Origin of the sequence: Sulfurimonas sp. (assembly GCF_028714975.1) — a bacterium.
Lineage (GTDB): Bacteria > Campylobacterota > Campylobacteria > Campylobacterales > Sulfurimonadaceae > Sulfurimonas.
Genome location: NZ_JAQTLH010000003.1, coordinates 1 through 13,877, shown reverse-complemented (window position 1 = coordinate 13,877; position 13,877 = coordinate 1). Strand labels below are relative to the sequence as shown.

Below are 13,877 nucleotides of genomic sequence, written 5' to 3'. Positions count from 1 at the left end.
GAGTTATGGAAAAACAAGAAAAAATAGTATCGATGTTTGATAATATCGCACCTACATACGACACTGCAAATCGTGTTATGAGCATGGGAGTGGATAAGAGCTGGAGAAGAAAGGCTTGTGATTTAGCATATGGTTTTTATGCACAAGACTCTATTGATAAAATTGTGGATGTTGCTTGCGGAACCGGTGATATGATGGACTTTTGGAAAAAAAGATCAGAGACAAACGGTATAGCAGTTGGAGAGATAGTCGGTGTTGACCCATCAAATGGAATGGTGAGTGTAGCAAGAGAGAAATTTCCTAAATTTAACTACCATATATCAAAGGCAACTGAAATCCCTCTTCAAGATAGCAGTGCTGATATCTTAAGCATTACATACGGCATCAGAAATGTCGTTGAGAGAGAAGCAGCCCTAAGAGAGTTTAACAGAGTTTTAAAACAGGGCGGTCTTGTAGTAATACTTGAGTTTATGAAAAACGAAAATCCGTCAATGCTTGGAAAAATCAGAGATTTTTACATGAATAAAGTTTTGCCGAAAATCGGCGGTTTTATCTCTAAAAACCTAGAAGCATACGAATATCTGCCAAACTCCATAGAGGATTTCTCAACGGTTGAAAATATGAAAAAAGAGCTTGTTGATGCAGGATTTGAAATTGTTTATGCAAAAAGTTTCTCGATGGATATCTCAACCCTCTTAATAGCAAGAAAAAAATAGGTAAAAAGGTGTATACCCTAAGTGTCTCTTCTCTCAATGAGCAGATAAAAACTCTGCTTGAGAGTACATTTGAGAGAGTTTTGGTAGAGGGAGAACTCTCAAGAATAACTTTTCACAACAGTGGTCATATCTATTTTACGCTCAAAGACGAAAACTCGACGATTAAAGCCGTTATTTTTAAAGCAAACGCCGCAAAACTAAAGTTTCAACTCCAAGAAGGATTAAAAGTAATTCTTGATGGAGCCGTAACTTTATATAAACCGCGCGGCGAGTATCAAATAAACTGTTTTACGATACAGCCATCCGGTCATGGCGCTTTGGCTTTGGCTTACGAGCAGTTGAAAAACAAACTATCGGCTCAGGGTTATTTTGATGCCTCAAGGAAAAAGCAACTTCCTAAATTTCCGAAAAAAATCGCCCTAATTACCTCTGCAACGGGTGCAGCTCTTCAAGATATGCTAAGAGTGGCACAGAACAGATACAGAGCTTTGGAAATTGATATTTATGATGTTTTGGTTCAAGGAGAAAATGCTTCTTCTTCTATCGTAAAAGCTCTTTCTTTGGCCGATACCAAAGGGTATGACATAATCGTGGTAGGTCGCGGCGGCGGAAGCATAGAGGACTTGTGGGCATTTAATGAAGAGATAGTCGCAGATGCGATTTTTAAAGCCCTAACGCCTATCGTTTCCGCTGTTGGTCATGAGATAGACTGGGTTATAAGCGATTTTGTAGCAGATTTGCGAGCTCCAACACCCAGTGCCGCGATGCAGATGATATTGCCTGATTCTAATGAACTTTATCAATACATCGACTCCCTTGTATCTGCTTTTACTCAAAAAATAGAACAGAAAATTTATAACTCCAAACAGGAACTTACGCATCTTACAAATCTCTATTTGCAACACTCGATTGAGAAAAAAATAACTCAAAAAATAGATGAAATCAAGCAGATAAGAGAGACGCTAAATCAAACGATTTCATTTAAGATGCAAAGCTTTGGTAAAGATATGGAACTCTTAAGAGATAGATTTCCTTATGTGATTGAGAATAAAATCAATATTGCTCAAAATCAAGTATCAAGTCTGCAAAAAATGTTAGAATCCAACCATCCAAAATTCAGAAGTAAAAAGGGTTTTGCACAGATTTCTAAAGATTCCAAAGTTATTGATATTTCATCGCTTAAAGTAGATGAAACCTTTGATTTGATGAGTGATGAAGTTGTCGTAAGCGCAAAAGTTCTTAAAAAAATAGATATAAAGGGGTTTGTATGAAATATCCGGAGTTTTTTAACAGTGTAGAGAGTATTAAAGTTGTAGATCCGCTCTCAAATGTTTTAGGTGCATTTGAAGACGGCATATATGAGTTTACATTTTTAGATGCAGTAAAATCGGCAGGGCATAGTTGTCCGACTGTTGCAGGGGCTTATTTAATCACTTTAGAGGGATTAAAAGCTCTTTATCCTAACTCTTTAGCAGTTAGAGGGGAGATTAAAGTTAAGTTTAAAGAGTCTCTTGAAGACGGAGTTGCAGGCGTAATCAGCAATGTTGTTTCTCAAATCACGGGTGCAACCGACAAAAGCGGTTTTAAAGGGCTGGCAGGGAAATTTGCAAGACACTCTTTGATGGATTTTAATGCAGATATCAGTGCATCTGTCAGATTTACAAGAGCCGACAGCGGCAAAAGCGTGGATGTATATTATGATCCTTCATCAATCGGCGGAAATCCTAAAATGCAGCAGTTGATGCAAAAAATGATGGGCGGTATGGCGAATAAGGAAGAGATAAAAGAGTTCGGTGCGCTTTGGCAAGACAGAGTTAAGAGAATATTTGAAAACAAATCTAGCGTCGTTAAAGTAGTAGAACTGTAATTTTTTAGTAATAAATATAGTGTATAATCCTAAAAAAAAGAGGATTATAACATGGCTTATTTTGATAATGCTAAAGTCGGAGACAGCGTCTATGGTTTGGTGTTCGGTGCAGGTGAAGTTTCTCAAATTTTTGAAAATAGCCACTATAAACTGATGGTAAATTTTAAAAACGATTATGAAGTTCCCTATACCGAAGATGGAATTCCGGGATGGGGAAACTTTAACAAGCAGACGCTTTTTTATAAAAATGATATAGATTTAACTGATGTCGACTTTTCTCCTGTTTCAAAAATACTCTCAATTAAAAAGATTATAAAACTAAAAGAGAAGAAAAGACTTCAAGTAAGACTTCCATCGGGTATTTGGAAAAATGTAAAAAAAGCAGAACCGTCATATGTTGAAGATCTGCTTGAGAGAGAAAAATACCATATGTTTAGAAAAAAGCCAGAAAAAAAAGAGAAATAATCAGCCCCGTGAAATCATCTTCTTTTGTACGCATTATCGCGACTCCGATCGGCAAAATGATAGCTAAAGCAGACGATGATGCTCTTTCTTATCTTGATTTTATAGACGACTTGTCGGTAGCGGATGAGAACTCAAACCATTCGCTTTTAATTCAATTAGAAGTGGAACTTGGGGAATACTTTGCAAAAAAACGACAGATTTTTACCATACCGCTCTCTCCAAGCGGGACTATATTTCAAAAGGGTGTTTGGGATACACTGTTAAAAATACCCTACGGCTCAACGCTATCATATGCAAATGAGGCAAAAATATTCGGCAATCCAAAAGCTACAAGAGCAGTCGCAAATGCAAATGGCAAGAACCCAATCTCTATTCTTATACCTTGTCATCGTGTTATCTCTTCAAACGGCAGCATAGGCGGGTATAGCGGAGGATTATGGAGAAAAGAGTTTTTACTCTCTCTTGAGAAAGAGTAAAAGTAGAGATTTTATTTTAACACCAAAGCGGGAAAGTAGGTGTGAAGAGTAACTGCCGTTTGTGCAGAGAGTTTTTTCATGATTTTATCAATTTTATCCTCTTCATTCCATTTCGGTTTAGTTACCCCGCTAAGTTCAATTAATCTATTTTTAGCATCATATGCAACACCTATATTGTCTATTAAGCCTACATCTTTCGCTTGATGAGCCGTAAATATATGGGCATTTGCAAAAGTATCTCTTTTGTTTATATCCAATCCTCTTGCAGCCGCAACATCAGCAGTAAAGAGGTCGTATGTTCCGTATATTACTTTATTTAACTCATTTTTTTCATATTCCGTCCACTCTCGATCACTTGCTCCGACTTTTTTATATTTTCCGGCTTGAACGCTTTGGGATTTGATGCCGACTTTGTTCATAAGTTCACTCACATCAGCCCCTTGCATAATTACACCGATGCTTCCGACCATAGAACCGGGATTTGCGATTATCTCATTTGCCCAAATACTTGCGTAGTAGCTGCCGCTTGCAATCGTTCCGCTGGCATAAACGACAACCGGTTTTATCTCTCTTGCTCTTTTTACCGCATAGGCAACTTCGATAGAGGGTGCAACCGCTCCGCCGGGAGAATCGACATTTAGTAAAATACCTTTGATGAGCTTATTTGAGGCTGCTTCATCAATCTGTTTTACGACCTCTGCAACTTCCATAATAGGACCGGAGAGGTTTATTTGCTGAAGATTGTTTTGTGTTAAATCATCATTGCTTTGCGGTGCAAAAATCAGAAAAACTATAAGTAAAAAAATCATAGCTTTAAAATGATCTTGAATAAATTTCATTATTGCTAAAATCGGAGAAAATATATTTTTTATAGACTGCATTTTACTAATGTCCCATTAATGTAAATTTTTGAGATATTATATCTATGAAGTATTAAATGAACGGCTAACTCATCGTTTGGTTCTTTGTCTAAATCAAGTACAATCATATCCGCATTTTTACCCTCAGCTATTGCTCCCGTATTGATTCCAAGCGCCTCGGCAGCGTTAATTGTGACACTTTTTATAAGGGCATCTGCAAATTTCACAAGAGGAGCATTAGAGTGCATAAAAAGAGACATCTTCATCTCTTCAAACAAATCAAGTTTATAGTTTGAACTAAGCCCGTCCGTTGCTACTATCCACTTTATATTATTGTCATTTAGCTTTTTGATATTGAGCGTAGCATTTCCTAAAAGTCTATTTGAAATAGGGCAGTGAATGACTGTATGTCCATTTAAAGAGAGCTTTTTCAACTCCTCATCATTAGCATTTACAACATGTGTTAGAAGAGTGCTAAAACCATCAAAATGCTCTAAAAACTCTTTTGAATCACTTACGGCAGAGTTTTGTTTTAAAAATTTTTCAAAAAATCCCTTAAAATCACCATCGCTCTTATCAAGCCAATCTCTCTCGGCACTGCTCTCCATAAAGTGGGCTGTGAGTTTAAGATTTTCATTTTTGACTTTCTGGAGTGCTTTTTTGATTAAAATCGGATGAACGGAGTATGGCGAGTGGATAGCAACGGCGGGGTAAAATCCCTCTCTTTTAACGCTTTTTGAAGCGTCAAGCCTTGCTAAGAAATCGCCAAAAAGCGCATCTGCCATGGTCGCCTGCGAACCGATAAGTTCATTAAAAAAAACAACATTTTGAGGAGCATTTGCGCAAACATCTAAATCCATACCGTGCGAGCTAATCGCACCGAATGTCGTAATTCCGGACTCTAACATGGAATTAATCGCTTTTGCCATACATTCGTCGCCGCAGCCGTTTACAAGCTCTTCGCGGTTTTCTATAACACTGTAAAGCCAAGAGACAAAATCTCCGTAAGAGAGTTCTGTTTTGTTGGCACTAAATTCTATATGTACATGTGCATTTATAAGACCGGGCATTAGAAGTGAATTCTTTTTTAGTTCTATCACATCGGCATCAGCAAACTCTTTTTTCAACTCTTCAAGCGGAGCAATTTTTCGTATGGTTTTATCAAAAGCAACCGACATATTTGAGAGAAGTGTATCAGGCGTTAAAATATAGTTTGGAGTAATTATCTGCATATTTAATCTTTTTTTAGAATTTAAAATAGATTATGCTTAATTTAGATAAAATAGCTCCTTAAAAATTGTAATTTTAAAAAGGCAGAGTATGAAATTAGTAGTGATTCAAGGACCAAACTTAAATATGTTGGGAGTAAGAGAACAGCAAGTTTACGGTTCAATGAAGTTAGAGCAGATACATTCGCAAATGAGAGATTTTGCAACTCAAAGCGGGATAGAGATAGAGTTTTTTCAAAGTAATTTCGAGGGTGAATTAGTAGATAAAATTCAAGAGTGTTATGGAGACGCTAGCGGTATTATTATCAATGCAGCGGCATACACTCACACATCAATTGCTATACGCGATGCAATCTCAGCCGTAAATCTTCCTACTATAGAGGTTCATATTAGCAATATCCATCGTCGTGAAGAGTTTAGAAAGCAAAATATGATTGCTCCCGTTTGTACATCTTCTATCGTAGGATTCGGACCTTTTGGGTATCATCTTGCAATGGTCGGAATGGTGCAAATAATGAATGAGATAAAAGCGGTTCAAGAGATGCAAAAACAGTCTCAAGCTGCCCAAGCAAACTAGTCTATGTATATAAAGCGTAAATTAAATAGAAGTTTAGAGACTTTTAAAAATTTACGCGCCGATTATAAGAGCTCTAGAAAGAATTCGCATAGATATATCGCTACCGTCGGAGTCGGCGGAAATGTCGGTGATGTAGTGAGAAGATTTAATCGCTTATATTTTTATTTAAAAAAAGATAAAAGGGTTGAGCTGCTCCAGACATCGTTGATTTTAAAAAATCCTCCTTTTGGTTTTGTAAATCAAGATGATTTTTTTAATTCAATAATTTTACTGGGGACAAATATGCAACCCAGAGTGTTTTTAGGCTATTTGATGAGATTAGAGAAAAAATTTGCACGCAAAAGAAGCTTTATGAATGCTCCAAGGACGCTAGATTTGGATATTATTTTTTTTGATAACAGAGTTGTTAAAACGCCAAAGCTTCAAATCCCGCATGCTAAGTGGTTTGAGAGAAAGAGTGTGCTGATACCATTAATGGATATATATAGATGAAGATATTAACTTTTACGGGAAAAACACCGTCCGAGGCTCTTAAAAAAGCTAGATTAGACCCAAATTATGAAAATATGCTTCATATCGATACAAAAGAGGTTCAGAAAAAATCATTAGGGCGTGAGGCTCTTTATGAGATAGTTATGGGCATAGAAAGTGACTCGACGCATAGCACATACCAAAAAACAAACACTATGCCAAAAGACGGCAGACCGCTTACCCAAAAAAGTGCCGATGTTTTGTATGACATCTCTTATGCGGCGCAGCAGATATCTAAAATCGCAGATGTAAGAGATCCTCTTCATGAGTATCAAGAGCCTAAATCACAAGCTACTTTTGAGCCAAAAGAACTCAAAGAGATAAAAGCAGAAATAGCAAAACTAGGCGATAAAGTTAAAATTATCCAAAATATGTTTTGGGACGAAAAGGCACCTGAGTTGGAGAGTCATATTCCCTCAGAATTTGCGGAAATTTATCGTCTTGCTTCTCAAAGCGGTATGAACAGAGAACATCTTGATGCGATTATGAGAATGACGCTGGAACATATGCCTTTTAGAATGAGAGAAAATTCGGAAACTATAAAAAGGTATTTTCAGACGCTTCTTAGAAAAATGGTGCCTGTCAGGTTGGAGAGTACTCCTTCGGTAGGAAACAAAAAAGTTATGATGTTAGTCGGTCCTACGGGAGTCGGCAAAACGACATCCGTGGCAAAATTGGCGGCAAGATACTCATATCTTATGCAAAAAAAATATAAAGTCGGTTTAGTAGTGTTAGATACTTACCGTATCGGTGCTGTTGAGCAGTTGATGCAGTATGCTAGAATGATGAAATTGGGTATTGAGACGGTTGTGGACCCGATAGATTTTGCAAGCGCGCTTGATTCGCTTAGGTATTGTGATTATATTCTTATCGATACGATGGGTTCAAGTCCGTATGATAAAACAAAAATAGAAAAAATTTATGAGTGTTTAGACGGAAATGATACAAAATATAATATTGATGTTGTTTTAGTTATGCCGAGTTCCATCAAGTATGAAGATTTAAAATCTACATATGATAACTTTTCAACTCTCAATATCGATACTCTCATGTTTACCAAATTGGATGAGACTAGAGGTTTTGGAAATATATTTTCTCTCTCCTATGAGACAAAAAAACCGATAAGTTATTTCTCAGTCGGTCAAGAAGTTCCGGAAGATTTGGTTTGTGCAAGCAGTGATTTTTTAGTGGAGTGCTTGTTAAACGGCTTCAATAGGAGTAAAACATGATAGGTCATCAGGCTCAAAAGCTAGAAGAACTCGTTTCATCTTCTTTGCAAAAAAGATCTAAAAAAACCCGTTTTATTGCTATAACAAGCGGAAAAGGCGGTGTCGGAAAAAGCACTATAAGTTCTAATTTAGCCTATGTTCTTTCTCAAAGCGGGCTTAATGTCGGTATTTTCGATGCCGATATCGGTCTTGCAAATTTAGATGTGATGTTTAATGTAAAAATAAAGAAAAATATATTGCATGTACTAAAAGGCGAAGCGAGTGTTTCGGATATTTTGATTCCAATTACGAGAAATCTTATTCTTATTCCGGGCGAAAGCGGTGATGAGATACTAAAATATTCCGATAAAGCTCTATTTGAGAGATTTATGAGCGAAGCCGAAGTTTTAGATAAACTAGATATTATGATAATAGACACGGGCGCGGGCATAGGAGAGCATATTCAGATGTTTTTGGATGCGGCGGATGATGTTATAGTCGTAACAGTACCGGATCCCGCGGCAATAACGGATGCATATGCCACTATAAAAACGATAGCGACTACAAGAAATGATATAAGCCTGATAATGAATCAGGTAAAAAGTGAAAAAGAGGCGGTGGCGGTATATGAAAAGATAAAAAAAGTAGCTTTGGCCAATATCGGTGATAAATTAAATTTAAAACTAATCGGAAAGATTAACAGCGATATTAAGGTTTCATCTTCCGTAAAACAGAGAGCACTTTTTGCTGTTTCACATGCTGGTTCGGTAGTGCACAAGGATATAGTCGATATAGCAAATGCAATTAATAAAAATTTGGAACGAGATGTGCTTGTTACACCTAGTGAGAGCGGGTTATCGGGGCTTTTTAGACGCTTGATAAAACATTTCTAAATCAAATTCGGGGCAGTTGTAAATGTTAGGTGAAAATTTTGTATACTTTTTTACTGTTCAAGGTTTTTTTGTAGGAATAGTTTTTGGTGTGCTAAAATCATTTGATGCGGAGGGCTTGTTTATATATACATTTTTTATAACTGCATTTTTTTACCTATTTTCTCATATAATTATTGCATTTTATTATAGAACTACTATCGGAAAACTCTATTTTTTCCCAAAAGAACTACATGAGAAGCAGCTTGATTTATTTGTAAACGAGATAAATAAACGAGAAAAACTAATAGATTCAGCTATAAAAATTACAGATATTGCAGTAAAGACAAATGCTTTAGATGTTGGGAAAAAATAGATGGTTACCGCATACACACAAGATCTTAAGCACAAAAAAGATGAACTGGCAATCCAATATTTGCCTGCCGTAAAAGCTATGGCATTTAGGCTAAAAGAGAGGCTTCCCAGTTCTATCGACTATATGGATTTATCGGCTATAGGAACTGAAGAGCTTATAAAATTAGCCCGAAGATATGATGAGGGTTTAAATGACTCGTTTTGGGGATATGCCAAAAAAAGAGTTTATGGAGCTATGCTTGATTATTTAAGAAGCCTAGATGTGCTTAGCCGCGCTAGTAGAAAACTAATTAAGGCAATTGATTATGCAGTTGAAGATTATAGAGCAATTCATGATGAAATACCTAGTGATGAAGAGTTGGCAAAGATTTTAAATGAGAGCGTAGAAAAAATACATGAAGCAAGAATAGCTTCATCAATTTATACGGTAATGCCACTGCATGATCAACTTCAGACAGGTGATGACGGTGCATCACTTGCAAATATAGAGAGAGAAGAATTAGTAAATATTATTAAAACGGTTCTTAGCCAATATAGCGAGAGAGAACAGTTGATAATACAACTCTACTATTTTGAAGAACTAAGTTTAAAAGAGATTAGCGAAATGCTAAATATTACAGAATCAAGAATTTCACAAATTCATAAATCTGTAATCCATAAAATTAAAGAGAGTATAGGAGCTTAAGATGGCAGATATACTTTCACAAGAAGAGATAGACGCTCTTTTAGATGTTGTTGATGATGAAGATAGTGATGTCTTTGATAGTGGTGATGATTCGCCCGTCTCGCAAAGGCAGGTAACTCTTTACGATTTTAAAAGACCAAATAGGGTTTCAAAAGAGCAGCTTCGTGCATTTCGCGGTATTCACGATAAAATGGCAAGGTCGCTGGCTTCTCAGATATCTTCCATAATGCGATCAATCGTCGAGATACAACTGCACTCCGTAGATCAGATGACATACGGTGAATTTTTGATGTCTCTGCCGAATCCTACAAGTTTTAATGTTTTCTCGATAAAACCGTTAGAGGGAAGCGGTGTTATTGAAATTAATCCGTCCATAGCTTTCCCTATGCTGGATCGTCTTTTGGGCGGAAAAGGTGAACCGTTTGATGCAAGCCGAGAATTTTCTGATATAGAGCTTAGTCTTTTTGAAACTATTTTAAGAGTTATGATGAGTACTCTAAAAGAGGCTTGGGGACCGGTTATGGATATTTTTCCAAATATCGAGTCTAAAGAATCAAGCCCGAATGTTGTACAAATCGTTGCTCAAAATGAGATTGTCGTAATGGTCGTTATGGAGATTATTATCGGACAAAGTTCAGGTATGATGAATATCTGTTATCCTGTAATTGCGCTTGAGCCGATTTTGCCTAAATTAGCGAGTAGAGATTTAATGCTAAATGAAACAAGCACAAAAAAGAGTAGAAATACGGAACTTCAGGTGCTTCTTGGCGGTGCAAAAGTAGGGATAGAAGCGATACTGGGAAATGTTGAATTAACTTTGCGAGATATTTTGGAGCTGCAAAACGGTGATATTGTCAGACTTACAAGCCCTGCTGATGATATTGTTACGCTTTGTATTGACGGTAAAGACAGATTTCGCGGTAAAATCGGGCTTAGAAGATTCAGAAAATCCATTCAAATTACTGAAGTGATTGATACTGAAAAAGATGCGGTAAAAAGAGCATTGGAGAGTTTTGAAACTATAAGACGAGAAAAAATATCAGGCGTTAAAGATATTATGCTTGATGAAGAACAGAGATTAGAAGAGGAGTAGGCAATGAGTAATTTTATGAAGCTATTTGAGAGCGAAACAGTAGGCACTATTGAAGCTTTGATAGGTCAAGCTCCATCGTTAGAGTTAAAAGAGGAGCAAGAGTTAAGTATTATTTCAAATATAATTCCTCCGATAGTATTGCTGCACATAACCGTAAGCGGAAGTGTAAAGGCATCGGCGATGATTGCTTTGACACCAAATTTGGTTGCTTCTTTATCCGATATGATGATGGGCGAAGAGGGAAGCGGCAGAGAAGATATCAGCGATGACGACTTAGATGCTGCAAAAGAGATTACTTCAAATATATTTGGTGCAATCGGAAATAGTTTATCTGCTCAAAAAGAGCTGCCGATTCTCTCTTTTAGTGTAGACAAAGTTGAGTATATCGGAGAAAATAAAGAGATCTCTTTAGAAAATTACAGCAAAATGTTTGTTTACACTTTTAAAATAGAAAATGTAAAATCTCTTTTTATGTTCATTATTGATGAAAATCTGGAAAATGCGATGTTAAATAAACCTAAACCATCCGTGGAAGAAAAAACATTTGACTCCTATAAAACACAAGGCAATGCACCCGCAGTTTCTTTAAACAATGAAGAGATGAGTAATATATCCCTTATTATGGATGTTAAACTTCCGGTAAAAGTTAGAATCGGAAAGAAAAAAATGCTCTTAAAAGACGTTTTAAATATGGATATAGGTTCTGTGGTAGAGTTAAATCAATTGGCAAACGATCCGCTTGAGATATTAGTAGACGACCATGTTATAGCAGAGGGTGAAGTTGTTATCGTAGACGGTAATTTCGGTGTTCAGATAACGACAATAGGGACAAAGAGAGAGAGACTTAATCAGTTAAGATCATAAGGGATAATTTTAAATGCGTAAAAATAGAGATGATTTAGCCAAAAAATATATTAAAGAGATTAAATCAGCCGATGTATGGAGTGTTTTTAAAATTATCGCAGATTTTGTAAAAGGTTTTGACGAATTAGGAGAGCTTGGACCTACGGTTACTATGTTTGGAAGCTCAAAAGTAGACAGTAGTAGCGAGTATTACAAAAAAGCGCAAGAGTTGTCTTCTATATTGGCACAAAGAGGTTTTAATATAATGACGGGCGGTGGACCGGGAGTTATGGAAGCCGCAAACAGAGGTGCGTTTGAATATAAAAATGTTGAATCTATCGGTCTGAATATAGATCTTCCGTTTGAGCAAATCCCAAATAAATTTACTACCACAGAGCTAAGTTTTGATTATTTCTTTTCAAGAAAAGTAATGCTTGTCAAATACTCTATAGCCTATGTTATTTTTCCGGGCGGTTACGGAACGTTGGATGAGCTCTTTGAGGCTTTGACGCTTATACAAACAAAAAAAATAACAGGTGTTAAAGTTTTTATGATAGGAGTCTCTTATTACAAGCCTCTTTTTAAATTTATTGAAAATAAGTTATATAAAAACGGCATGATTACTCAAGAAGATTTTGAACAGATTAGACTTACAGATGATTTAGAGCAAGTAGTCGAGGAGATTGAGGCATCTGTTTTAAATCAAATTAAAATTCTTCAAGAGTGTGGACTTGGCGATACTCAGTATAGCAAATCACTTATAGAATTTTTTAAAGATAAAAACATAGACAATAAAGAAGCCCGATAGTATGAAAAATAAGAAAGTTTTAGTCGGAATGAGCGGAGGCGTAGACTCTACGATATCTGCACTGCTTTTAAAAGAAGAGGGCTATGAAGTTGAAGGTTTATATATGAAGCTTCACTCTAAAGTAGGATATCATGAGATTAATCAGGCAAGAGCTCAAAGAGCTGCTGATTTTGTAGGCATGAAACTACATGTAATAGATTTGCAAGATACTTTTAACAGAGAAGTTTTTCAACCCTTTATAGATACTTATGCCGAAGGAAAAACACCGAATCCTTGTGCATTATGCAATAGAAGCTTAAAATTCGGCGAAATGGTTAAGTTTGCAGATACGATAGGAGCAGATTATATTGCAACAGGACATTACATAAAAACTGACGGAAAATATTTTTATGAAGCGGACGATGATACAAAAGATCAGAGCTATTTTCTCTTTTATGTCGATAAAAATATATTGCAAAGACTTCTGTTTCCACTCGGAAATAAGAAAAAAAGCGAGATTAAAGAGCTAGCGGCTTCCATAGAAGGACTTGCGTCATTTGCATCGCAGGGCGAATCAACAGAAATCTGTTTTGTTGAAACTACTTATACCGACTTACTGAAAGATTATGTTGAAGTAGATAAGATAGGCGAAGTACTAGATAAAGAGGGAAATGTAGTAGGCGAACACAGAGGATATATGCACTATACAATCGGAAAAAGAAAAGGTTTTACGGTTAAGGGCGCTCATGACCCTCACTATGTAGTAAGTATAGATGCCAAAAAAAATCAGATAGTAGTAGGAAAAAAAGAGGATTTAGAGTGCAATAGCGTTGTTCTTGGCAACCTAAACCTTTATACGCAAGAAAAAGAGTTTGATACTACAGTTAAGTTAAGATACAGAACCAAAGCCGTAGCATGCCATGTCATTGTAAAAGACTCTAAGGCATATGTAGAGTTAAAAGAGAGTGCTTTTGGCGTAGCAACGGGTCAAGCAGCCGTTTTTTATACAGGTAATAAGTTGATAGGCGGAGGCTGGATAGAAGAGAATTAAATAAAATATTCAAACTTTCCAAATCCCCCTAAAATTTAAGCCTCTCCTAAGAATCATTTGTCTATAATTCCCATCCACAAACACAGAGACCTAAAGTTTAGGACCTGAAGAAGCCTTGAGTAGAGGTTTTTAGATAGTTTGAGATCATTGAAAACTAAGCAAGTAAATAGACTGTATAACTTTAAAAAAAGTTAATTAGTCACTAATAAGTTTACTTAGAAATAACTAATATAACAACAACCGTC

Annotated in this window: 17 protein-coding genes; 15 read left to right on the top strand and 2 right to left on the bottom strand. The window is 36.3% G+C overall.

All coding sequences use genetic code 11. From position 1 onward, the window contains the following. Positions 1–5 precede the first annotated feature (5 nt). The 5 genes from ubiE to PHQ93_RS03380 are packed head-to-tail and all read left to right on the top strand — an operon-like array spanning position 6 to position 3,524. Positions 6–716 carry a bifunctional demethylmenaquinone methyltransferase/2-methoxy-6-polyprenyl-1,4-benzoquinol methylase UbiE gene (gene ubiE / locus PHQ93_RS03400; RefSeq protein WP_299940889.1) on the top strand — a complete coding sequence of 237 codons (711 nt, stop codon included), beginning with the start codon at positions 6–8 and terminating at the stop codon, positions 714–716. Positions 717–724: 8 nt separating this feature from the next. Beyond that, positions 725–1,987, top strand: coding sequence for an exodeoxyribonuclease VII large subunit (gene xseA, locus PHQ93_RS03395; RefSeq protein ID WP_299940886.1), 1,263 nt, complete (start codon positions 725–727; stop codon positions 1,985–1,987). Continuing rightward, complete coding sequence (locus PHQ93_RS03390) at positions 1,984–2,583, top strand: FmdE family protein (RefSeq protein WP_299940884.1); 600 nt, start codon at positions 1,984–1,986, stop codon at positions 2,581–2,583. Before xseA ends, PHQ93_RS03390 begins: the two co-directional genes overlap by 4 nt. A gap of 51 nt (positions 2,584–2,634) precedes the next feature. Next, the gene (locus PHQ93_RS03385; protein ID WP_299940881.1) at positions 2,635–3,048 is read left to right on the top strand and encodes a hypothetical protein; all 414 of its coding nucleotides are present in this window, start codon (positions 2,635–2,637) and stop codon (positions 3,046–3,048) included. Positions 3,049–3,056: 8 nt separating this feature from the next. Continuing rightward, positions 3,057–3,524, top strand: a complete 468-nt coding sequence (locus tag PHQ93_RS03380) for a methylated-DNA--[protein]-cysteine S-methyltransferase (protein WP_299940878.1) — start codon at positions 3,057–3,059, stop codon at positions 3,522–3,524. 11 nt (positions 3,525–3,535) lie between these two features. Here the strand turns inward: PHQ93_RS03380 and sppA are convergent, their stop codons facing one another. Next, a complete protein-coding gene (gene sppA, locus PHQ93_RS03375; protein ID WP_299940875.1) occupies positions 3,536–4,405 on the bottom strand; it encodes a signal peptide peptidase SppA in 870 nt (289 codons plus the stop codon). Further along, positions 4,393–5,616: a metal-dependent hydrolase gene (locus PHQ93_RS03370; protein ID WP_299940872.1), complete on the bottom strand. Its 1,224-nt coding sequence runs from the start codon at positions 5,614–5,616 to the stop codon at positions 4,393–4,395. The genes sppA and PHQ93_RS03370 overlap by 13 nt, the downstream gene beginning before the upstream one ends. An 88-nt stretch (positions 5,617–5,704) precedes the next feature. On the opposite strand from PHQ93_RS03370, the gene aroQ reads away from it, so the two are divergent. Genes aroQ through mnmA form a run of 10 tightly spaced genes read left to right on the top strand, consistent with a single transcriptional unit; the run spans position 5,705 to position 13,632 of the window. Further along, entirely contained in the window at positions 5,705–6,190 is a 486-nt protein-coding gene (gene aroQ / locus PHQ93_RS03365; RefSeq protein WP_299940870.1) for a type II 3-dehydroquinate dehydratase, read from the top strand. 3 nt (positions 6,191–6,193) lie between these two features. Then, positions 6,194–6,682, top strand: coding sequence for a 2-amino-4-hydroxy-6-hydroxymethyldihydropteridine diphosphokinase (folK, locus tag PHQ93_RS03360; protein ID WP_299940867.1), 489 nt, complete (start codon positions 6,194–6,196; stop codon positions 6,680–6,682). Next, positions 6,679–7,950, top strand: coding sequence for a flagellar biosynthesis protein FlhF (gene flhF, locus PHQ93_RS03355; protein WP_299940864.1), 1,272 nt, complete (start codon positions 6,679–6,681; stop codon positions 7,948–7,950). The genes folK and flhF overlap by 4 nt, the downstream gene beginning before the upstream one ends. Further along, on the top strand, positions 7,947–8,822 hold the full coding sequence (locus PHQ93_RS03350; RefSeq protein ID WP_299940861.1) for a P-loop NTPase: 876 nt from the start codon (positions 7,947–7,949) through the stop codon (positions 8,820–8,822). Before flhF ends, PHQ93_RS03350 begins: the two co-directional genes overlap by 4 nt. 22 nt (positions 8,823–8,844) lie before the next feature. Continuing rightward, positions 8,845–9,174 (top strand): hypothetical protein, encoded by a 330-nt coding sequence (locus PHQ93_RS03345; protein WP_299940858.1) that lies wholly within the window; start codon positions 8,845–8,847, stop codon positions 9,172–9,174. Next, positions 9,175–9,858, top strand: a complete 684-nt coding sequence (locus tag PHQ93_RS03340) for an RNA polymerase sigma factor FliA (protein WP_299940855.1) — start codon at positions 9,175–9,177, stop codon at positions 9,856–9,858. A 1-nt stretch (position 9,859) separates the two neighbouring features. After that, positions 9,860–10,951 carry a flagellar motor switch protein FliM gene (gene fliM, locus PHQ93_RS03335; protein WP_299940852.1) on the top strand — a complete coding sequence of 364 codons (1,092 nt, stop codon included), beginning with the start codon at positions 9,860–9,862 and terminating at the stop codon, positions 10,949–10,951. A gap of 3 nt (positions 10,952–10,954) precedes the next feature. Further along, positions 10,955–11,815 (top strand): flagellar motor switch protein FliY, encoded by an 861-nt coding sequence (gene fliY / locus PHQ93_RS03330; RefSeq protein WP_299940849.1) that lies wholly within the window; start codon positions 10,955–10,957, stop codon positions 11,813–11,815. 13 nt (positions 11,816–11,828) lie between these two features. After that, the gene (locus tag PHQ93_RS03325) at positions 11,829–12,602 is read left to right on the top strand and encodes a TIGR00730 family Rossman fold protein (RefSeq protein WP_299940846.1); all 774 of its coding nucleotides are present in this window, start codon (positions 11,829–11,831) and stop codon (positions 12,600–12,602) included. A 1-nt stretch (position 12,603) separates the two neighbouring features. After that, positions 12,604–13,632: a tRNA 2-thiouridine(34) synthase MnmA gene (gene mnmA / locus PHQ93_RS03320; RefSeq protein ID WP_299940844.1), complete on the top strand. Its 1,029-nt coding sequence runs from the start codon at positions 12,604–12,606 to the stop codon at positions 13,630–13,632. Positions 13,633–13,877: the final 245 nt, after the last annotated feature.